The sequence below is a fragment of the Vibrio chagasii genome (genome assembly GCF_024347355.1).
Lineage (GTDB): Bacteria > Pseudomonadota > Gammaproteobacteria > Enterobacterales > Vibrionaceae > Vibrio > Vibrio chagasii.
Map to the genome: position 1 here is coordinate 671,625 of NZ_AP025465.1, position 21,471 is coordinate 693,095.

Annotated in this window: 16 protein-coding genes; 11 read left to right on the forward strand and 5 right to left on the reverse strand. The window is 44.7% G+C overall.

Annotated features, from left to right (window positions below):
* The first annotated feature begins 203 nt into the window (after positions 1–203).
* Positions 204–1,205 (forward strand): sensor domain-containing diguanylate cyclase, encoded by a 1,002-nt coding sequence (locus OCV52_RS02965; RefSeq protein ID WP_137408163.1) that lies wholly within the window; start codon positions 204–206, stop codon positions 1,203–1,205.
* Positions 1,206–1,241: 36 nt separating this feature from the next.
* Positions 1,242–1,469 (forward strand): zinc ribbon domain-containing protein, encoded by a 228-nt coding sequence (locus tag OCV52_RS02970; protein WP_137408164.1) that lies wholly within the window; start codon positions 1,242–1,244, stop codon positions 1,467–1,469.
* 90 nt (positions 1,470–1,559) lie between these two features.
* On the opposite strand, the gene xseA is transcribed toward OCV52_RS02970, so the two are convergent.
* Positions 1,560–2,900: an exodeoxyribonuclease VII large subunit gene (gene xseA / locus OCV52_RS02975; protein ID WP_137408165.1), complete on the reverse strand. Its 1,341-nt coding sequence runs from the start codon at positions 2,898–2,900 to the stop codon at positions 1,560–1,562.
* A gap of 242 nt (positions 2,901–3,142) precedes the next feature.
* On the opposite strand from xseA, the gene guaB reads away from it, so the two are divergent.
* The 5 genes from guaB to OCV52_RS03000 all read left to right on the forward strand — a co-directional run bounded on the left by guaB (position 3,143) and on the right by OCV52_RS03000 (position 11,081).
* The gene (gene guaB, locus OCV52_RS02980; RefSeq protein WP_004740320.1) at positions 3,143–4,606 is read left to right on the forward strand and encodes an IMP dehydrogenase; all 1,464 of its coding nucleotides are present in this window, start codon (positions 3,143–3,145) and stop codon (positions 4,604–4,606) included.
* A 202-nt stretch (positions 4,607–4,808) separates the two neighbouring features.
* The gene (guaA, locus tag OCV52_RS02985; RefSeq protein ID WP_128161861.1) at positions 4,809–6,362 is read left to right on the forward strand and encodes a glutamine-hydrolyzing GMP synthase; all 1,554 of its coding nucleotides are present in this window, start codon (positions 4,809–4,811) and stop codon (positions 6,360–6,362) included.
* Positions 6,363–6,665: 303 nt separating this feature from the next.
* Positions 6,666–8,363, forward strand: a complete 1,698-nt coding sequence (locus OCV52_RS02990; RefSeq protein WP_137408166.1) for a chitinase — start codon at positions 6,666–6,668, stop codon at positions 8,361–8,363.
* Positions 8,364–8,584: 221 nt separating this feature from the next.
* The gene (locus OCV52_RS02995) at positions 8,585–10,135 is read left to right on the forward strand and encodes a Na+/H+ antiporter NhaC family protein (protein ID WP_137408167.1); all 1,551 of its coding nucleotides are present in this window, start codon (positions 8,585–8,587) and stop codon (positions 10,133–10,135) included.
* Between the two features lie 352 nt (positions 10,136–10,487).
* A complete protein-coding gene (locus OCV52_RS03000; RefSeq protein WP_137408168.1) occupies positions 10,488–11,081 on the forward strand; it encodes an acetate uptake transporter in 594 nt (197 codons plus the stop codon).
* A 119-nt stretch (positions 11,082–11,200) separates the two neighbouring features.
* Here the strand turns inward: OCV52_RS03000 and OCV52_RS03005 are convergent, their stop codons facing one another.
* The 3 genes from OCV52_RS03005 to OCV52_RS03015 form a co-directional block, all read right to left on the reverse strand.
* On the reverse strand, positions 11,201–12,748 hold the full coding sequence (locus OCV52_RS03005) for an alanine/glycine:cation symporter family protein (protein WP_137408169.1): 1,548 nt from the start codon (positions 12,746–12,748) through the stop codon (positions 11,201–11,203).
* Positions 12,749–13,326: 578 nt separating this feature from the next.
* Positions 13,327–14,094 (reverse strand): 1-acylglycerol-3-phosphate O-acyltransferase, encoded by a 768-nt coding sequence (locus tag OCV52_RS03010; RefSeq protein WP_063522645.1) that lies wholly within the window; start codon positions 14,092–14,094, stop codon positions 13,327–13,329.
* A 167-nt stretch (positions 14,095–14,261) separates the two neighbouring features.
* Positions 14,262–15,230, reverse strand: a complete 969-nt coding sequence (locus OCV52_RS03015) for a hypothetical protein (protein ID WP_137408170.1) — start codon at positions 15,228–15,230, stop codon at positions 14,262–14,264.
* Between the two features lie 269 nt (positions 15,231–15,499).
* Between OCV52_RS03015 and OCV52_RS03020 the strand changes: the two genes are divergently transcribed.
* The 4 genes from OCV52_RS03020 (at position 15,500) to OCV52_RS03035 (ending at position 21,064) form a co-directional block, all read left to right on the forward strand.
* A complete protein-coding gene (locus OCV52_RS03020) occupies positions 15,500–17,212 on the forward strand; it encodes a class I SAM-dependent methyltransferase (RefSeq protein WP_137408171.1) in 1,713 nt (570 codons plus the stop codon).
* Positions 17,213–17,262: 50 nt separating this feature from the next.
* A complete protein-coding gene (locus OCV52_RS03025; protein ID WP_137408172.1) occupies positions 17,263–17,991 on the forward strand; it encodes a DUF429 domain-containing protein in 729 nt (242 codons plus the stop codon).
* A 79-nt stretch (positions 17,992–18,070) separates the two neighbouring features.
* Complete coding sequence (locus OCV52_RS03030) at positions 18,071–18,880, forward strand: M15 family metallopeptidase (protein WP_137408173.1); 810 nt, start codon at positions 18,071–18,073, stop codon at positions 18,878–18,880.
* Between the two features lie 303 nt (positions 18,881–19,183).
* Complete coding sequence (locus tag OCV52_RS03035; RefSeq protein ID WP_137408174.1) at positions 19,184–21,064, forward strand: ATP-dependent zinc protease family protein; 1,881 nt, start codon at positions 19,184–19,186, stop codon at positions 21,062–21,064.
* 107 nt (positions 21,065–21,171) lie between these two features.
* Here OCV52_RS03035 and exsE2 read toward each other — a convergent pair whose 3' ends face one another.
* Entirely contained in the window at positions 21,172–21,471 is a 300-nt protein-coding gene (gene exsE2, locus OCV52_RS03040; protein ID WP_137408175.1) for a T3SS regulon translocated regulator ExsE2, read from the reverse strand.

Consider the following 21,471-nt stretch of genomic DNA (forward strand, 5'->3'; position numbering starts at 1 on the left):
GCAGCACATGTAACTTATGCTTTCGGTATGTGGTGATATAAATATTCTTTTTGGGGTAGATCGCTGATCAAAATAGATAAAGCGAAAGATCAACCTATGATCTTCGATTGTGTGTCGTGGTAATTAAGTGTGTTATTATTAACCAATAACAAGCTTGCATAAGAACAGGCTGTACCCGATTAAATAATTGAAAGCTTTAGTGAATGGAACAACAATTTTTATTAGAAGGCCACCGAGCAGTCAATAGGTTGCTTCGGAAGCTTGCCCTTGGGATGGATCGCAAGGACTTAAACAGCAAGATCATAGAGCTCACAGAACAGCTTTTTGGTCAGCGTATGGCTTCAATTTTACTGCTCAACGCTGAGTCCCAGACTTTGCATCTCGAATATGCTCCAAATTTGCCTGATTTCTATAATCAACAGATAGAGGGCGTTGGTATAGGTGTTGGAATTGGTTCGTGTGGTGAGGCTGCTGCGCTTAAAAAAGCAGTGATGGTCTCAGACATCAACACCCACCCTAACTGGGCACCTTTCTTGGCGTTAACAACCCAGGCGAACCTTCATGCGTGCTGGTCTGTACCAATTCTTTCTTCAAACGGGCACGTACTCGGTACTTTCGCTATATACAGCCAATGTATTTCCGAGCCACATGAATTCGAACTTGAGATCTTAGAGTTGCTCGCTTCTCTATATTCAGTAGCATTAGAAAAGTACGAGCTAGAAAACCAGCTTAACTTTTTCGCTAATCGTGATTCTCTTACCCATTGCTTGAATCGTCGTGCCTTGTTCAATGAAGCTGAAAAGGTCTTGGCCAAGCGCAGTTTTGCTCAGAAGGTGATGGCGTGTCTGTTTGTCGATGTCGATAAATTCAAATCAATTAATGACACCTACGGTCACAGCTTTGGTGATGATGTGCTATTGGCGGTTGCTAGAGTGCTTGATGATGCTACGACAGCGTGTGCCAAGATAGGCCGTTATGGTGGTGATGAATTTGTGGTGTTCTCTTGTTTTGATGACAAAGATAGCGTTGTTAGCTTCTACCACGGTTTAGAGAAAACACTACAACAAGCGCTTTATATTAATGATGTGCAGTTCTCAGTGAGTGTTGGTCTTGCTTGTGAAAAAGATCCACAGGGGTTAGATCAGTTGATCGCACAAGCTGATAAGAACATGTACCAAATCAAACAAGCTAAATCCAAGCAGTAGTAGATTGTAAAAAGAGTCGTGAATTAGGAAATACTAATGAGTGAAAATATCTGCCCTAAGTGTCAGTCAGAGCTTGGTTGGGACGGACAATACCACTGTGAAAGTTGTCAGGCACATTTTACTAAAATAGGGTTCTGCCCAGAGTGCAGCAGCCTGTTAGAAAAACTTCAAGCCTGTGGTGCCGCGAGCTATTTTTGTAATGGTGACTGTAACGAGCTTAAGTCTAAGTCGAGAGTAAAGTTCGAGTTCCAACCTGCGGAATAACCTTTTATTGAGTTTTCTTATTAGATACAAAAAAGCCCTGTCGATTATCGATAGGGCTTTCTAGTTTTTAACGTTCGAATTAGTTCTAAACTAGCCCTTAGTTGCTCTTGCCGTCACTTGCGACTCAATCACGCCATCTTCAACTTGAGTGGTGATCACTTCACCGACTTCGACATCGTTAATTGATGACACCGTCTTGCTCGATGCTGAATGAGTAATGCTGTAACCACGCTTTAGGGTTGCCAGTGGACTAACGGTCTCTAATTTCTCGGCAGCCATTGCCAGCTGGTGGCGAGTGGTTAGCAGGGTTTTATCCATCGCATCTAATAGCTTTTGCTCTGAACGCTGCAGATGCAGTTTTTGTTCACCCAAGCGTTTCACTGGCGAGTTCAATTGAAGCTGATGCTGTTTGCGTTCGACACGCTGTGCATGCTGCTTTAGGTATTGAGTCATTCCGCGACGCAGACGCATGTCTAGATCATCCAGCTGCTGGCTCTGTTTTTGCAGTTGGTAGCTAGGGTGCTGTCTTTCTAAGCGGTGTTTCAATGTTTGAGTCGACTGCGCTTGCTTGATTAATATGTGGCGAATCGCGCTGACTAAGCGAGCACGTTTAGAGGCGAAAGCTTGCTCTTTATGACTGTTGTCACGGCTAACCAATTCAGCTGCCGCTGATGGAGTAGGGGCGCGCATATCGGCAACGAAATCGGCAATAGTAACATCCACTTCGTGGCCAACGGCGCTGATGATCGGGATTTGGCTTGCAGCAATAGTGCGAGCAACGATCTCGTTGTTGAAGCACCAAAGGTCCTCTAACGAACCACCACCACGGCCCACGATTAACACATCACACTCATTGCGTTCATTAGCACGTCCAATCGCTTGAGCAATTTGAATCGCCGCTTCTTCGCCTTGCACCATAGTTGGGTATACCACAACCGGTAACGAAGGATCACGACGTTTAAGTACGTCCAAGATATCGTAGAGAGCAGCACCGGTCTTAGAGGTAACAACACCAACGCGCTTTGGGTGCTCAGGAAGAGCTTGTTTACTCGATTGAGCGAAGAGCCCTTCTGCGGCGAGGTTCATCTTTAGCTTTTCAAACTCTTGTTGAAGTTTACCGTCACCTTCTGGCTGCATGCTTTCGATGATCAGTTGATAGTCACCACGCGGCTCATAGAGAGACAGGCGAGCTTTAACTAATACTTGATTGCCGTTTTGAGGTCTAAAGGTGACTCGACGGTTATTGCCACGAAACATGGCGCACTTAACTTGAGCGCGAGAATCTTTAAGGGTGAGGTACCAGTGACCAGAGACAGGTGCAGAGAAGTTTGAGATTTCACCAACGAGCCACACTATTCCCATTTCGTTTTCTAATAGGAGACGAACCTCTGAGTTGAGGCGAGAAACAGTAAAGATGTTTGGATTAGTCATAGAAGCACTATCTTTCCTTGAAGGGAGGTCTTTCTTGGAATCTCACAGGGCGTGAGTATGGAAGATAGCGGCAATATAATACATATCAAGGGGGTAAATGCAAATTAAAAATACAAAAATGTGTAGCCAAGCGATTTCCCCGTGCGTATAATCCCTCCGCAATATCTAATCCAAAGTACTTCATTATGCGAAACGATGAAGTCGGATTTTTCTTTCTACTCCTCAATTGTGAGATATTGCAAATGCTAAGAATTGCCAAAGAAGCGCTGACATTCGATGACGTACTACTCGTGCCAGCTCACTCCACTGTTCTCCCAAACACAGCTGATCTTCGCACTCAGTTGACTAAAAACATTTCACTGAACATCCCTATGATTTCTGCGTCGATGGATACCGTGACGGAAGCTCGTCTGGCTATCGCACTCGCGCAAGAAGGTGGCATTGGCTTTATCCACAAGAACATGTCTATCGAGCAACAAGCTGAAATGGTTCGCCAGGTTAAAATTTACGAAGCAGGTGTGGTTTCTCACCCTGTAACAGTAAGCCCTGACGCAACGATTGCTGACGTTGTTGCCCTGACTGAGAAGCACGGTTTTGCTGGCTTCCCTGTAGTGACTGAAACAAACGAACTGGTTGGTATCATCACTGGCCGTGACGTTCGCTTCGTAACAGACTTGTCTAAGAAAGTTGACGTAGTAATGACGCCTAAATCGCGTCTAGCTTCTGTTAAAGAAGGTGCAACACGTGAAGAAGTGCAAGAGAAAATGCACGAAGCACGCGTTGAGAAAGTACTGGTAGTGAACGATGAGTTCCAACTAACTGGTATGATCACAGCAAAAGATTTCCATAAAGCAGAACGTAAGCCAAACGCATGTAAAGATGAGCGCGGCAGTCTACGTGTAGGTGCCGCTGTTGGCGCTGGCGCTGGTAACGAAGAGCGCGTTGCTGCTCTTGTTGAAGCTGGTGTAGACGTTCTACTTATCGACTCTTCACACGGTCACTCTGAAGGCGTACTTAACCGTATCCGCGAAACTCGCGCTGCATACCCAGATCTACAAATCATCGGTGGTAACGTAGCAACTGGCGCTGGCGCTCGTGCTCTTATCGAAGCAGGTGTAAGTGCAGTTAAAGTTGGTATCGGCCCTGGTTCTATCTGTACAACTCGTATCGTTACTGGTGTTGGTGTTCCTCAAGTAACAGCAATTGCAGACGCAGCGGAAGTTGCAAACGAATACGGTATTCCAGTAATCGCAGATGGCGGTATCCGCTTCTCTGGTGATATCTGTAAAGCTATCGTTGCTGGCGCATCTTGTGTGATGGTTGGTTCAATGTTCGCAGGTACTGAAGAAGCACCAGGTGAGGTTATCCTTTACAACGGTCGTTCTTACAAGTCTTACCGTGGTATGGGTTCTCTTGGCGCTATGTCTCAAGGTTCTTCTGACCGTTACTTCCAATCTGACAACGCTGCAGACAAGCTTGTTCCAGAAGGTATTGAAGGTCGTATCGCATACAAAGGTCGTCTAAAAGAGATCGTTCACCAACAAATGGGTGGTCTACGTTCAAGCATGGGCCTAACAGGTTCTGCGACGATTGAAGACATGCGTACTAAAGCTGAGTTTGTTCGTATCTCTGGTGCGGGCATGAAAGAATCTCACGTACACGATGTTCAAATCACTAAAGAAGCACCTAACTACCGTTTAGGTTAATAATACGTCCAAACGTTTGAATAATGTGCTGATTAAGTCGGCACATTATTTTATCTACTGTCTGTTTTGCTGAAAGCCTGATTTTCTCAAAACACGAGGTTAAAGATATCTAACGAAAACGTTTGCTTTATTTCTTGAAGAGTTAATCAGAGGTGAGTAAACTCGCCTCCGTTTGATCACATAGCCAATAAGACTGCTTAAAATGACTAAAAATATTCATGACCAACGTATTCTAATTCTAGACTTCGGTTCTCAATACACACAGCTAGTTGCTCGTCGTATTCGTGAGATCGGTGTTTACTGTGAACTTTGGAGCTGGGACGTAGACGAAGCGGATATTCGTGAATTCAATCCAGACGGTATCATCCTATCTGGTGGCCCTGAAAGTGTAACGGAAGAGAACTCTCCACGTGCACCTCAGTACGTGTTTGATTCAGGTGTTCCTGTATTTGGTATCTGCTACGGCATGCAAACTATGGCTGAGCAACTTGGCGGTAAAGTAGCAACGTCTACTGAGCGTGAGTTCGGCTACGCAGCGGTACAAGTGACTGGTGAATCAGCACTGTTCGCTGACCTTGAATCTACTCAAGATGTTTGGATGAGCCACGGTGATAAAGTGGTTGAGATCCCATCTGATTTCACAAAGATCGCTGAAACAGACACTTGCCCATACGCAGCAATGGCAAACGAAGAGAAGAAATACTTCGGTGTTCAATTCCACCCAGAAGTAACACACACTAAGAATGGCCTGAAAATGCTTGAGAACTTCGTTCTTAACGTTTGTGGTTGTGAAGGTCTGTGGACTTCAGCTTCAATCATTGAAGATGCAGTTGCACGTATTAAAGAGCAAGTAGGTGACGACGAAGTTATCCTTGGTCTTTCTGGTGGTGTTGATTCATCAGTAGTTGCAATGCTTGCTCACCGCGCTATCGGTGACAAACTAACGTGTGTATTCGTAGATAACGGTCTACTTCGTCTGAACGAAGCTGAGCAAGTTATGGATATGTTCGGCAACAAGTTTGGTCTAAACATCATCAAAGTAGACGCTGAAGATCGTTTCCTAGAAGCACTTAAAGGCGAAGCAGAACCAGAAGCTAAGCGTAAGATCATCGGTCACGTATTCGTAGATATCTTCGATGAAGAGTCTAAGAAACTGACAAATGCTAAGTGGCTTGCTCAGGGTACTATCTACCCAGACGTAATCGAGTCTGCTGCATCTAAGACTGGTAAAGCGCACGTAATCAAATCTCACCACAACGTTGGTGGCCTTCCTGATGATATGGAAATGGGCCTTGTTGAGCCTCTACGTGAGCTGTTTAAAGATGAAGTACGTAAGATCGGTCTAGAACTTGGTCTTCCATACAACATGCTTTACCGCCACCCATTCCCAGGTCCAGGTCTAGGTGTTCGTGTTCTTGGCGAAATCAAGAAAGAGTACTGTGATCTACTGCGTCGCGCAGATGCTATCTTCATTGAAGAGCTTCACGCTGCTGACCTATACCACAAAGTATCTCAAGCGTTCACGGTATTCCTACCAGTTCGCTCTGTTGGTGTTATGGGCGATGGCCGTAAGTACGATTGGGTTGTATCTCTACGTGCTGTAGAAACAATCGACTTCATGACTGCTCACTGGGCACACCTACCATACGACTTCCTAGGTAAGGTTTCTAACCGTATTATCAACGAAGTTGACGGCATTTCACGTGTTGTTTACGACATCTCTGGTAAGCCACCAGCAACAATCGAGTGGGAATAATCTCTTAGAGATTTAACTGCTATTTGATTTAGTTATTAAAAGCCTCGAACTCAGTTCGGGGCTTTTTTGTTTGCCACGCCGCAAAGTCAATGGTTGTGGTTTGAGGGGGGATTGAGCGTAAGAAACCAAATTAGTTGGAAACTAGATATCAGCTCAAGAAACCATGAGACGCATTGTTACCTTCAACTATACATAAAACTATCACTCGCACTTTTTATAAAATCACACCGCAACAGCTAGGCTATTTCCCACGTGCCACATACTCTTTGATGGACTTATTAAGGACAGATAAGAGAATCCATCATGTTAAAAATCAAATATTTGGCGACAGTATTGGGCTGTACTTTAGCAGCACAAAGTCATGCGTCTTTGAACATTCAACCTGATCCGCAAAACCCGAATGGTTACCTTATTGAGAAGTCGGCTTTACAGGCTGCTGAACAAGCGAAAACCTCGGACCCTATGTATGCGATCTGGTCACAGGCACTACAAACTCGTTCGAACACCATCGTTGAAGCGATTGAACCCGGTTCACCTTCCAACCCTGAGAACGTAAAGCGGGTTGAGCGCGTATTCCCTCAATCTGAATGGGATTTCCTTACTCAGATGGCTGCGCCTGAATACACTTACACTCGTTTCCTACGTGCGATTGGTAAATTCCCTGCGTTCTGTGGAGAGTACACAGATGGCCGTGACTCTGACGCCATCTGTAAGAAATCCATCATCACGGCTTTTGCTCATTTCTCTCAAGAGACGGGCGGTCACATCGCGATAGATAATACTTCTGATAACCCGTTGGGTTTAGAAGAGTGGCAGCAAGCGTTAGTCCATGTTCGTGAAATGGGTTGGTCTGAAGGGCAAGAAGGTTACACCACAGGTTGTGGTCAGAATGATTGGCAAAATGCGCGCTGGCCATGTGCGGCAGGGCAGGGTTACTTCGGTCGTGGTGCTAAACAGCTTTCTTACCATTTTAACTACGGCGCTTTCTCTGAAGTGATGTTCGATGGTGATGCAACCGTGCTGCTGAATAATCCGGGTTTAGTTGCTGATTCATGGTTGAACTTGGCTTCAGCTATTTGGTTCTTCTTAACGCCACAAGCACCGAAGCCAGCGATGTTGCACGTTATTGACCGTACTTGGACGCCATCTCAACGTGAACTGGATGCGGGCATTGGTTATGGCTTTGGTACCACCATTAACGTAATCAACGGTGGTATTGAGTGTGGTGAACAGAATAAAGACAAGGGCCAACCGGTTAACCGCATTCGTTACTGGGAAGGGCTAGCGGCGCACTACCAGATCCCTGTTGAAGCAGACGAAAAGAATACCTGCTGGCAGCAAACGCCATACGGAAGCTTGAACCTCAACGGCGCAACAGATGTGTTGTACACCAACTGGGATGGTAACTGGAAATACTACGCAGACCGTCCTGAAGGCTACTCATTTGAATGTGAGCTAGTCGGCTTCCAAACTGCATACTCTGCATTAGTACCGGGCGATTACGAGAAGTGTGTAACCAACTTCTATGGATCTCATGCAAGTTGGCCTGAAGTGAAAGTGGTCGATAAGCTTGATCCGGTAGACCCTGGAACCGATCCCGGCGGTAACGGTTGGAGTGCGACTAAGGTTTACAACGCTGGTGACCAAGTGACTCACAATGGCGCAACTTATGAAGCGAAATGGTGGACACAAGGGGATGACCCAGCCAATGGTGGCCCTTGGAAACTAGTAGCAGGTGAGCCAACACCACCGGTAGTGACAGATCCAACGCCTGTTGATCCTGCTCCGGTAGATCCTACACCCGTTGAACCGCCTGTGACAGAGCCGCCAGTGGTTGTCGATCCATCTGAATTTATTACGTGGCAAGCAGGTGTTAGCCAAGTGAGTAATGGCGATAAAGTGACGCATAACGGTAAGTGCTTCGTGGCTAAAAACGGCCCTGGTGTCTGGGAAAGCCCTGTTCAATCGAATTGGTTCTGGGATGAAATCAGCTGTAATTAATCGTTCAGCCAATTGAGTACCTTAACTGATTAATCAAAGCCGAAAGTGATTGCTTTCGGCTTTGCGTTTCGGCTTTACGTTCCTCGATGATCCAACGCGACACTTCTTAGCTGAATGCTAATTTTCCATTTAGAGAATAAAGTCCTGTACAAATGCTCTTTGTGAATTTATATTATTTTTTAAATCATACTTATTCTTTGTTTTAGGGTTAAGGTTTACCTATAGAACAGACAGATATCACGTCACTCATCCCCATTGTGATTACTTTGGTGTTGTCGTTGGCGACAAGGAATGTAGTGATTGGCCTTTTTGCTGGCGTACTCAGTGGCGTTGCTATGCTCACCGGAATGTTTAGTGAACTAAACCCTCTTGATACCTTTGGAACCATGGTCAAAGGCTACCTAGTGCCACAGCTTACTGATAGCTACAATGCTGGCGTCATTATGCTGTTGGTATTCATCGGTGGCTTTGTTGCTTTGATGGAGAAGCCGGGTGGTGGTGTTGCGTTTGCCAAGCGTGTGACTGAGTGGGTAAGTAACAAGTACCAAGCTCAACTGTCTGCGTGGTTTGGAGGAATCGTGATATTTTTCTATGACTTAGGTACTCCGTTAATTGTTGGCCCTGTCTTTCGCCCCCTTTTCGATAAACTGAAACTTTCTAGACAGAAGCTGGCATTTATCATCGACTCTACATCATCACCTGTCGCGATCCTTATCCCATTTATCGGGTGGGGCGTTTACATCATGAGCCTGATTCAAAAAGAGTTTACCGCCTTGAATGTCAACATGTCTGACTGGGATGCCTTTATCGGTGCGATTCCTTTCCAGTTCTACGCATTCTTAGCAATTTTCATCGTTCCTTTGGTTTCTGTTAAAGGTTTGGACTTCGGACCAATGGCAAAAGCTGAACGTGATTGCCAAGCGGGAATCAACCCAGGCGTGAGCAGCGAATCAATCAATCCTTTCTCGCATAAAAATGCAAAGGCATCTTTTGTTTGGGCACAATTATTAGTGATGCTCATGGTATTGTGTGTCATGTTAGTTCCACAAGGTTTCCCATTTCAAAAGGTCGCAGGCTCATCATTCAGATCAGCACTGTCTTCGGCTTATTTCTTTGCCGCGATTACCTTGATCTCGCTGATGGCTTACTACGGCGTGAGAAAGCTGTCGGATGGTGTTTCTGTATATCTAAAAGGCATGGGTAACATGATGCCGGTTGCAATTATTTTGGTACTGGCGTGGGCATTAAGCACGATTGGTAAAGAGTTGGGCGCGGCGACTTATATTGCAGAACAAGCGCAAAGCGGTTTCCCTTACTGGTTAGTGCCTGCAGTAGCCTTTTTACTCTCGGCTATTATCTCATTCGCTACGGGTTCGTCATGGGGAACCTTTGCCATCATGATGCCGTTGGTTATCCCAACCGCGATTGCAATTGATGCTCCGCTGTTAGTTGCGATTGGTGCGGTGCTTTCTGGTGGCCTGTTTGGTGATCACTGCTCACCGATATCTGAAACCACCATCCTCTCTTCAACAGGTGCAGGGTGTGATCAGTTTGAGCACTTTAAGACGCAATTACCTTACGCATTAATGAACGGTTGTATTGCTTTAGTGAGCTTTGTTGTCGCAGGCTTAACTGGTAGCTCGTTGGTCGTGTTAGGTGCGCTTGTCGCCCAACTGGTTGTAGTAACATTGCTAGCCAAGCGCGACGCGAGTAAGAATGCATCTTCAGAAGTTCAATCTCAAGTGTCTGAATCTAAACCACAACAAGCGTAATTTAAGATTTCAACTGAGAGACTAGATACAGGATGCGAGTAAACGATTATCGAAGAGCTCGCTCTCTATTGTCTAAGTTTGATGCTAAGGACTATTGCTTACTCAAATCTGGATACTCTTTTCTCATCCCGCATCTCGTTACTCGCATCTTTTTATAGCGTGATAGTGAATTCTCAACACATAGTTACCATGAATGTAAACTGCCAAAACCAAATCAAAATCTCAATAGGATCATTTCAACAACCTTAGTTTTCGATAACTGGATTATCCCAAAAGCGATTTATCAATTAAAATTTTATTACAATTTTTATTGGTTTTTTTTAACCCCCTATTTGATAAAGGTAAATTCGCAATGTCGACCAAACTAGCTAACCCAGCGCCGTTAGGCTTAATGGGTTTCGGTATGACCACTATTCTTCTTAATATCCACAATGCAGGTTTCTTTCCATTAGATTCAATGATCCTTGCGATGGGTATTTTTTACGGTGGTTTAAGCCAAGTTATCGTTGGCACAATGTGCTTCAAACGTGGTGATACGTTCGGTACAACTGCATTTACCTCTTACGGCCTATTCTGGTTGACTCTTGTTGGGCTAATCGTAATGCCTTACATGGGCCTACCAGCAAGCCCTGCAGCATTCATGGGTTGGTACCTACTTCTATGGGGCATCTTCACAGGCTTCATGTTCATCGGTTCTCTATGCTACCCAGTAGCGAAGCAAGTAGTATTCGGTTCACTAACTATCTTGTTCTTCCTGCTTGCAGCTCGTGATTTCACGGGTAGCCAACTGATCGGCACTATCGCTGGTTTCGAAGGTATCTTCTGTGGTGCTTCCGCTATCTACTTCGCAATGGCGCAAGTAATCAACAACGAATACGGCCGCACAGTACTGCCAATCGGTGAGAAGAAAGCACCTCAAATGGCAACGCAAGAAATCGCTGCATAATCTCGCGTTTCTTAGAAATATAAAAAAAGGGTTAGCTATGGCTAACCCTTTTTTGCATTTGCTTTAAAGAAAAACAGAATCTAGAGCAACTTATCGTTCAAAAGCTGTAATTGAAAGCCTTACGCTGAAGGCTGTTCTACTGGCTTGCTATCTGCCACTTCAGATTCTGGCGACTTACCCGTCTTACGCTTGTACTTCTCTTCCCAGTAAGTTGCACCTTTGATGCCTAGTTTTACAGGGTTGAATGTGTACTCGGTTACGCCTTTACTCTGTTGCTCCTCGTAGTCAGCCAAAGCGTTAAGCGCAGGCTTAGAGATGAAGAAGATGATCAGAATACCAACGATGTTTAACCACGCCATTAAGCCTACGCCAACGTCACCCATTGCCCATGCAAGGTTCGCTGCTTTGACCGTGCCGTAGAAAACCGCAGCGATCATGATAAGTTTAAGCGCAAACATCATCCCTGGGATTTTTATGGTGCGTCGCAGGTAAGCAATGTTCGTTTCTGCAATGTAGTAGTAAGCAAGAATTGTTGTAAATGCGAAGAAGAATAGAGCAAATGCGATAAATGGTTTACCAACACCCGGTAGTGCACTTTCAATCGCTAGCTGTGTAAATACAGGACCATTCGCGCTCACGTTTTCAGCAAGGTTTTGCACAAGGAATACACCCTCAGTCCCGCCATGTACATTGTAAGCGCCAGTAATGATGATCATGAATGCCGTAGCAGAACAAACCAGCAGTGTATCGATATAGATAGAGAATGATTGAACCAAGCCTTGCTGAGCTGGGTGATCAACACTTGCTGCTGCTGCGGCGTGGGGACCTGTACCTTGACCCGCTTCGTTTGAGTAAACACCACGTTTTACACCCCAACCAATCGCAGCGCCGAAGCCAGCCATAGGTGTGAATGCATCACCAACAATCATAGAGAACACAACAGGTACTTGGTCAATATTGAGTAGGATGATAATGAAGGCGATGATGATGTAAGCTAATGCCATGAATGGAACAACGATTTGCGTGAAGTTCGCAATACGCTTAACGCCACCAAAGATGATGAAACCAAGGATAATTGAGACAACGGTACCAGTGAAGATTTTAGCGAAGCTGAATGTACCGACAGCTGTTTCTATCATTGCACCTGAACCAAATGCAGCTTCTACCGCATTGCCAATGCTGTTTGACTGGACACCTGGGAGTAAAATACCACAAGCAAAAATCGTCGCGATTGCAAAGATCCATGCGTACCACTTCTGACCCATCGCTTTCTCGATGTAGTAAGCCGGGCCACCACGGAACTGACCCTCGTCCTCTTCTTTGTAGATTTGCGCTAGCGTTGATTCTGCAAACGCAGTCGCAGCACCAAAGAAGGCTACAACCCACATCCAGAATACTGCACCAGGACCACCGAAACCGATAGCTGCAGCAACACCTGCAATGTTACCAGTACCTACACGGCCAGATAACGAAACAGCAAGTGCTTGGAAAGAGGAGATACCTTTAGTAGAGCTTTTACCTGATAATAATAAGCGCCACATTTCGAAAAAATGACGGATTTGTACAAATCGAGTCATGACCGAGTAGAACAAGCCTGCGCCTAAACATAGATAGATAAGCACTGGGCTCCAGATTATTCCATTCAAAAAATCAACGAATGACTGCATGAGTTTTTTCCCTGTTAGTTTTACTTGTGATTGTTTTTCGAACAACACAATACTTCACTTGTAACTTAATTGTTAAACTATTTATCTGTGAGTTAAGATTACTGTGATACAAAGCAACTTCTTGACAGTAATTGTTAATTTTTATCGCTTTTTATGATGGGGTGAGTTGATTTTTTTGATGCAACTGTATGTTTTTCTTTGTATTCATAGATGTGTTGAAAGAGTGATTGCTCTATATCTTATGTCAATCATTACTGGGTCGGGGTTGAAAGAAGCGCAATAAAATGGGTGGGAATTCTGTGACTGGCTTACATCAAAAGCTATGTGTGGTTAGTTCTTATGTTGCATTAAAGTTACGAATGAGTGCGTCGGGTTAGGACTTTTTTGATTGCTGAACAATCAAGCAATCAGGGCAAGATAGGTGGAGGTGACCGTTGTTGACTGCTATTTCTCAGCTGGACTAGGCTGCGTTCACTTTTCAAGACAAACGTCAGCCCAGTAAATGATGAATAACGATAGTGGTAATCGTGAAGGTTTTTGGGAGAGGCTTAATTAAAGCTTAATCATTTTGAAGCGAATTACCGAGCAGAAGAACGGTCGGAATCAAGCTCAGAGTTTTGTTGTGATTCCCATCTAGCGACTTCAGCATCAAGCTCTGCAATCTTCTCAGCCATTAACGCATGGCAGTGATTCGCCAGTTCTCTTGCGTCACTCAGCTTGTATCCAGATACATCAATAGGTTCAAGCATTTCGGTAATCACAATGCCGTTGTTTAGTCGGTTAAAGTCGATTTTGTTGTGAGTGGTGCTCGTGCACATCGGGGTGATAGGTACACCCGCCTCAATCGCCATTCGGAAAGCGCCCGTTTTGAACGGCAATAGCCCGCGCCCTTTACTACGTGTTCCCTCTGGGTAAACCCACACAGAAAGGTCTCGTTGATGAATCGCTTCTGCCACTTGTTTGATCGTATCGCGCGCTTTCGACTTGTCTTCACGGTTGATCAGAATGTTCCCCGTGATCCAATACAGTAGGCCAAAGAAAGGCACTATCAATAAATCACGCTTACCCAAAGAAACGGTACGCGGCCTTAACATTCCTGGGTCGGTGACAAAATCCAACACGCTTTGGTGGTTAGAGATATACACGCTCTTTTCTGGTGTGGGTGCATTCTCTAGACCACGCTGCACCAGTTTTACACCAAGGATCTTCTGTAATTGGTTGAACCAACGACAAAAAAAGTACACATGCTTAGGGTTCTTGGGGCTAAACAAGCAGTAAACAAAAGCAAATAACGTGGTGAAAATAATAAACACCGTAGCCAAGATAATACGAAGAACAGAAAGCAAAATTGACTCCTTACTCACTACAAGAGTGCAGTGATTAAATAGTTTCAGGTATTTGAAGTCTTCACTCTATTTAACTGAAATGCAACAATTAACTGTGTGAGACGTCTTTTTTTAGATCTTTATATAAAACAATGACTAACAAGCACTCTAGGAAGGGGTTACCGAGCTTACATGTGTTCACTGGTACCTGCTTCTGATGGCCAATATTGCTTATTAGGATCAGACTTGTTTACCCATTCAGGGTTTTGACGGGCTTGTACATAAAGTTGTAGGCCATTATAAGACATAAAAGTCGCAGGACCGCCAAGATGTTCGAAATAGTCAAAATAATCATCTTCAAGCGTGCATAAATGCGCTAAATCTTTGACCTTGTTCGCCAGTGCCCATTGAATCGCAAACACTGGAGCCGTTGAGCCTGCAATCGATATTTCTTCAATATTGGGGTTAAACATCGCATTAGCCTGTTCCAGTAGAATTTCTTGTTGCTCAGATTCTTGCAGCAGCACCTCATCGATGATCGCTAAACGCTTGGTATTTGAGATATTCTTATTCAGCTTTGCAATTCTCAGTGCGTAGCTAAATCTTTCTGATGACACAATATTGACCAGTTCAGACAGCAGTTCTTTGTCTACTCCTGCAGCCTTGGTGAAATAATCGATACAAGAATGGAGTGAAGCATAACGAGTGCCTTCAAACTCAAAGCCACTGGTTTCGTCGTAGGCCTCAATGGCAATGTTATCAAGTGACAAAGACCAGCCTTGATACTCAACTCGTTGCTTAGCTATTTGATACATTTCCCAAGCGCTGCGCCCAAAGCCACCGAGTGTCGAGCCCGTAAACTCACTGTCTATTAGCTCTTGCTCTGTCCAGTTCTCACCAATTCCTAAGTGCTTGGCATACTTATCAATGAGCGCATGCTTTATCTGGTCGCGCACCGCCCAAATCGAAGTCAGGTCTTTCGCATACTTCACACTCGCGCATTCTTTACACGCTGGCAGTGCTATCGGCGCATGACCAACCTTGGCAAAAAGCGAAGCGGTTTTAGGAAACTCAACGCTGTGATTAGAAGGCTCACCACAAAACCAACAGGTGTGGCGTAGGTTGAATGGGATGTCTATGTAGGGGTATTGAGTCATTGAACGTCTATCGCTGAGTGTTGAGGTTGGGAGCATTCCGGTAAAACAATTATCTCTGTTCGGGTGTCGCCTTGCATCTGGTTTGTTTCACTTTTCCACCGAGTTTGATTTTAAGCGCTTGTTATTAGAATGAGTTGGTGGAGATATGTTTATATAAAACAGCGACTAATGATGAATGTGGATGGGAGTGGCTGAACCGATATGTGCCGCTAGTAATCTTGTTAGGTCACTATTACTATGGAGTTAGACTCCTTACTCCGATAGCGCATATGTCTTCATCGATTCCTTTTTACGATAAAAATGCCCACACACTTTGCCAGCAGTACCATTCTGTTGCTTTTGAAGCTGTTCATAAAAGCTGGCAAGCTTATTGGCCTTTAGAGGGCGATAAGGTACTAGATGTAGGGGCGGGATGTGGCCGTGATGCGTTATGGATGCAAAAGGCTGGTGCGGAAGTTATCGCGATAGAACCCAGTGCGTCATTACGTGAGCCGGGCTCAGAATATACTGGGCCAGATGTTACATGGTTGGATGATTCACTCCCATCCTTGAGTCGAACTGAAAACCTTGGAATGCGTTTTGATCTGATACTAGTAAGTGCTGTGTGGATGCACCTTGCACCGTCATATCGAGAGCGAGCATTCAGAAAGTTATCTAACTTACTCGCTCCAAATGGTAAATTAGTGATTACGCTACGTCACGGAGAGTTTCATGACGACCGAGAGGGCTATGAAGTCTCGGTTGAAGAGCTTGAGCGTTTATCGAAGAACAGTGCTTTGTTGGTGCGTCATGTCGATGATAGCCAAGACACCTTGAAGCGCAGTGAGGTTTGGTGGCAAACCGTAGTGATGACCTTGCCAGATGACGGATCGGGTGACTTAAACAAGGTGCGCCACATTATTGTGAATGACAATAAGTCGGCCACATACAAATTGGCTCTGTTAAGAACCTTGCTGCGAATCGCAGATGCCCATTCAGGTGCTGTGATTGATCGAACCGATGGCAAAATATCTCTACCAGTGGGTTTGGTTGCTCTGTATTGGGTTAGGCAATTTAAGCGTCTCATTGATATCGATATAGAAGGCGTTGGGATTCAGCAAAATAGCAACACGAGTAAAGGCCTAGGCTTTGTAAAAGACGATGGCTGGAACAAGCTCAAGCACCTCAGTGCCGATGATTTAGCGATAGGCACTCTGTTTATTGGTGATGAAGCCAAAGCATTGCAGAAGTTGTTTTCACAGACGATCAGCACCATTAAATCGGGTCCAGTGACCTTTATTTATCAAGGTACCAAAGAGAATAAGTTGTTTGAGATACTCCCACCTCAACAGCGACGAAAGAGTCGAGAATCACTAGTTATCGACAGTGAATTTTTAGCAAGCTTTGGTTACTTCACACTGGATGAAAGCTTATGGGAATGTTTCAGAATCTATCACTCTTGGATTGAGCCGCTAGTCGTGAATCAATGGGTGATGGAGATGCAGCGTTTTGAGTTAAATCGACAGCGCAACATATCACTTCAGACCTATCACGACTGCTTAGTCTGGATTGACCGAAATCACGACACTCGTGACGTACGTAAAAGAGTTGAGCAACTTAGATCTGAACATGCAGACATTGTCAGCGTTTGGAGTGGAAAATCGTTAAAAAATGAGTATCACGTTGATCACTGTCTGCCTTTTGCTTACTGGCCGAATAACGATAAATGGAACCTCTTTCCAACCACAAGCAAAGAGAACTTAAGCAAAAATGACAAGGTGCCTACCGCTGAAAAACTTCGCGCGTCTAAACCTCGTATTCTCAAATGGTGGCAATTAGCGTGGAGTGATTCGGCTCATTTTGAACAGCAATTCTTTTCTGAAGCGGTTCTTTCTTTACCTAATATTCCCCCACAATGTCGAGACTTTGAAGAGGTGTTTGACGCAATGGGTCTGCAGGTACGTGGTGTGAAAAGTCGACTGCTAATCAATGAGTGGCATTGAGCGTCACGCATACCCGCTAATTTAACCCTTTAAGTAATGGTAGAGTAAAAATGAAATACATCGGAATTGATGGCTGTAAGGCGGGTTGGATCGCTTGGATTGTCTCTGATAATCAAGCGCCAGTTTTCAAAGTAGTAAAGGCACTTGATGAGTTAGTGAGTGATCTCATCGGTTCAAAGGCGCTTATCGACATGCCGATTGGTTTTAGTGATGCGCAGGCTCCAGATCGTTTATGCGACAAAGCAGCAAGGCGTTTTCTAACCAGCAAACGTGGCTCTTCGGTGTTTCCGGTTCCGTGTCGTGAGGCGGTTTACCAAACCGATTACATCGCGGCGTGCAATGCCAATGTGCAGCAGCTTGGTAAGAAGTTCTCTAAGCAAACTTGGGGTATTGTTCCAAAAATCCGAGAACTAGATAAACTCATCGATGATCACCCACATTTATCGATCAGAGAGTCTCACCCTGAGGTGGTGTTTGCGGCCTTAAAAGGAGAACCGCTTACCTTTTCTAAGCGAACCCAAGAGGGCAAAGAAGAAAGGCTTTCGATTATTCAGCAAATCGCCCCGCAATGGTGTGAGGCTGCGGAGTTAGCTATCTCAAACACCAAGCGTAAAGATGTCGCGATAGATGACATTTATGACGCATTTATATTGATGTTGATTGCTTATCACGCTCCAACATTGTCGTGCTTGCCAGAACTTTCTGAGATTGATGGAGAGGCGGATAAGGATCAGAATGGTCGAGTTCGCGAAATCGTTTATTGGAACAAAGTGCACTAGCGAAGCATGCGCTCTGTTAGGTTGAGTGTGTTATTTTCCACTCCCTATCTTTTTACTCTTAATGTTTTTGAGCCTTGATATGAATCGTTTAATTGTTGGTTTGCTGGTAACTTTGAGCAGTGCGGCGAGTTATGGCCAAGTAGCACCTGTGTCCCAATGGCAATGTGACATGATGAAAAAGAACAAGGTATTGAGTAGCGGAGCACCTGTTGGCTGCGAGCGACTATCCAAAGTGGACTTTGATTTCATTAACTTTAAAGGCGAAACGCAGCAGGGGAATATGATTGTGTTTGATGTTATCGCCCCTTCTGTTGAACAACTCTTTTTAGAACTTAAACAGCGTAACTTCCCACTGCATTCTGCGCGCCTAATGCGAGAGTTCAACGGTGATGATAACGCCTCGATGGAAGCGAACAACAGCAGTGCGTTTAATGCTCGGCCTATCACTGGTGGAGGAGGTTGGTCGAAGCATGCTTACGGTGTGGCAATCGATATCAACCCAGTTCAAAACCCTTTCTTAGCGTTCGATAGTAACGGAACCATCACGGTCAAGCCCTCACAATCGGCGACTAGCTATGTGAACAGAACGCGTTTTCGTGCTCGCAAGAACATTGAACGCCGAGGCATGGCGGAAGATGTGGTCGAGTTGTTTGCACATCATGGTTTTATGATCTGGGGAGGGGACTGGAATTCCCCAATTGATACTCAGCATTTCGAAGTGGGATCAAGGAAGTTCGTCAATCAACTGCTCTCTCAACCCAAACCAGAAGCCAAAGTGTTATTTGAGCGATACGTCGAAACTTACCGCCAATGCTTTAATAAAAATAAAGGTGAGGGTGCAGAAAAAGCTCGTGCTATCTGTGCAAAGAAAACAGTCAGGACTTTTTAGTGCTATGTTTATCTAGAACCGTTCGTGTTTTAGCAAGTTAAGCCCGCTTCATGGGTATTTTTAATCGCTAAGGTCAACGCGCGTCGTTGGCCTTTTGTGTATTCATTTCTCCAATAGAACACTGAGTATCCAAACGTTATTGAGTGTCTGTTAGTCAACAATTGATGAAATAATGCGACGCAAAGTCATCGGTTTGTCATTGAAAAAGTCATAGCGTAAACGTTATGTGAGAACCATTGCTGGTGGGGAACTTCTTGCCTTTTCACCAGTATTATTAGTGAACTGATCACAACGGACTAACTAATGAAAAAGATCCCTTTGACTCTAACTCTTTTAAGTTCTCTATTTTTGTCACAATACTCTTTGGCTACAGACACCTCTCACACCACGCAAAACCCGAGTTACGAACTTGATGGTAAAGTGGTCTTAGGGCGAACTGAGAATGTGTACTTCTCTGGCGTTCAAGGGCTAAAAGACGTCCCTTTCATGGGTAAAATCGACACCGGTGCAGAAACCACTTCGATGCATGCTGAAGATATTCATGTGAGAAGTCTCCATGCCGACTACAAGAACCTCAAAGATGAGGAGTTGATGGCGGCATTGGTCGAAGAGACTCGGAGCAACAGAGCTCTCCACTACAGTGATTGGGATGGCAGCCACTTTGCAAAGTATCAGGCGATCGTTTCTTTTAAGGTGCAAAACCCGCGGAATGGAGAGAAAGTAAAGGTTGAGGCCCCTTTAGAGCGTGTCAGTGTTATACGTAGCCGCACTAGCAGTAAGTCTTTGCTTCGTCCGACGGTGAAGATGTCCCTGACCATCGCTAATCAAGAACTAAAAACAGACGTTAACCTCACGGATAGAAGCCATTTCTCTGCACCTGTATTAATCGGTAAATCCTTCCTAGCCGACAACGCGTTGGTGTTCGCTGGCTATGATTATTTGCAAGAGCAAGAGAACGCAACGGTGGTTGGTCGTAAAGAGGTGGTGTCTATTTCGGGCATGCCAATGAACGCGACCTTCTCTTTAAAGAACCGCTACAGCACCCTACATGCAAAAAATATTGATGTAGACAAAAAACACAGCGAAGTCACGTTTGATATCGTCGGTAACACTGGCAAGCAAAAAGAGGTGACATTACCGTTAGTTCGTATGCTAAGTGTGAGCGGAAATCAGAGGCCTCTTGTGTATGTACCAGTTCAACTCGATGAGAGTACCACTAAAGATGTGCTTGTTTATTTGAGCGAGCATTCAGGCGGTACTTCTCAGTTAAAGGTGGGGACGAATACCGCCAGCGAATTCTTTATGATTGATACCAATGCTGAGAATTTGCTCTCACAAGGTTCATCGAGTTTTAGCAATGTGGTTGAAGCGGGTTCCCCAATGATTATCTCACCGGAAGAGGACATCACACTTGATGGGTTCTCGCTAAAGGCTGTGGCTTCTTTTACTGTAAACACGCCTCTATTGAAGGTGGACAGCTTTGAGATTGTCGGCAAGGGTAAAGATGAATCGGTTGAGTTTTACCTAACTGACGCGAGTGGTGAACAACAGAAGGTCACAAAACCAATCATTAAAAAGCTCAAGGTGGGAGATGATACTCGCCCAGTAGTGAGTGGTGAGTTCTTGGCTTCTGGCAAGGTTCGCACACAAAAGTTTGCCATCGATGTTTTGGACAGTGATGAAAAACAACCTTATTTCATTCTAGGTAAGAAAATGGCGAAAGAGGGTGTTTACGTAAACACGCGCTCTGACTATCTACTAAAAGCAGAGCCTCTGTTTAAAGTGGGGCACATTGAAGTGGTCGAAGTGCACGGCATGACATTCCCTGCCAAGCTAGACACAGGTGCTGATGTGAGCTCTATGAACGCGGTGAACATCAAGCGATTTAAGAAAGATGGCCAAGACATGGTGACCTTTACTTATCAAAATAACCAAGGAGATAAGCAAGAGTTCACCAAGCCAGTTATTGATGTGATGCGAATTAAAGCGAAGAAAGGCGAGAAGGTGAATATTCGCCCTGTCGTAGAAATGAAAGTGAAGCTAGGCGACCTAGAAAAAGAGGTGAGAGTGAACCTTCAAGACCGTTCACGCTTTGAATACAGCATGATTCTAGGTAAGAACTTCCTGAAGTACGGCGCGGTAGTAAGTAGTGATGAAGATTACGTACTAGGGAAAATGGAGTAACGTCTTAACTTACTAAAAGCGAAATAGAGCAGTTCTAAACGGCCACACATTTCAGTAAAGGGATGTGTGGCTTTTTGTTATGTGGTGACTTGTTGGGTGTTTTGTATCTAACTCGTTGCTCTGTTAGTTGAGATAACTTGAACCTTTCTATTCAACAACTCTTGAGTGGAACTAAAATTCTTTTCGAAGCTTAAAATCGAGTTAGAAAGTTCAGTATTGGCAAAAGTCGAGAGCATCTCGCTTAATTCAAGCTTTGAGCCCGTGCGGTTTTGTTCTCTCTCATTAGGGTTTATCAGCACCACAGTTCTGCCCAGAAAGTCTCCCTTTTTTCCTGACTCATTCTCGCGACTGTTCTCGATCCAATTTATCGACGAGTGATTTGGTATTGGTTGGATGCTATTGGACAT

What these genes read in the sequence shown, in the direction of transcription:
- guaA (WP_128161861.1), top strand. Translation starts at nt 4,809, where the DNA reads ATGACTAAAAATATTCATGACCAACGTATTCTAATTCTAGACTTCGGT.
- OCV52_RS02965 (WP_137408163.1), top strand. Translation starts at nt 204, where the DNA reads ATGGAACAACAATTTTTATTAGAAGGCCACCGAGCAGTCAATAGGTTG.
- OCV52_RS03015 (WP_137408170.1), bottom strand. Translation starts at nt 15,230, where the DNA reads ATGACTCAATACCCCTACATAGACATCCCATTCAACCTACGCCACACC.
- exsE2 (WP_137408175.1), bottom strand. Translation starts at nt 21,471, where the DNA reads ATGTCCAATAGCATCCAACCAATACCAAATCACTCGTCGATAAATTGG.
- OCV52_RS03035 (WP_137408174.1), top strand. Translation starts at nt 19,184, where the DNA reads ATGAAAAAGATCCCTTTGACTCTAACTCTTTTAAGTTCTCTATTTTTG.
- OCV52_RS03000 (WP_137408168.1), top strand. Translation starts at nt 10,488, where the DNA reads ATGTCGACCAAACTAGCTAACCCAGCGCCGTTAGGCTTAATGGGTTTC.
- OCV52_RS03025 (WP_137408172.1), top strand. Translation starts at nt 17,263, where the DNA reads ATGAAATACATCGGAATTGATGGCTGTAAGGCGGGTTGGATCGCTTGG.
- xseA (WP_137408165.1), bottom strand. Translation starts at nt 2,900, where the DNA reads ATGACTAATCCAAACATCTTTACTGTTTCTCGCCTCAACTCAGAGGTT.
- OCV52_RS02990 (WP_137408166.1), top strand. Translation starts at nt 6,666, where the DNA reads ATGTTAAAAATCAAATATTTGGCGACAGTATTGGGCTGTACTTTAGCA.
- OCV52_RS03030 (WP_137408173.1), top strand. Translation starts at nt 18,071, where the DNA reads ATGAATCGTTTAATTGTTGGTTTGCTGGTAACTTTGAGCAGTGCGGCG.
- OCV52_RS03020 (WP_137408171.1), top strand. Translation starts at nt 15,500, where the DNA reads ATGTCTTCATCGATTCCTTTTTACGATAAAAATGCCCACACACTTTGC.
- OCV52_RS02970 (WP_137408164.1), top strand. Translation starts at nt 1,242, where the DNA reads ATGAGTGAAAATATCTGCCCTAAGTGTCAGTCAGAGCTTGGTTGGGAC.
- guaB (WP_004740320.1), top strand. Translation starts at nt 3,143, where the DNA reads ATGCTAAGAATTGCCAAAGAAGCGCTGACATTCGATGACGTACTACTC.
- OCV52_RS03005 (WP_137408169.1), bottom strand. Translation starts at nt 12,748, where the DNA reads ATGCAGTCATTCGTTGATTTTTTGAATGGAATAATCTGGAGCCCAGTG.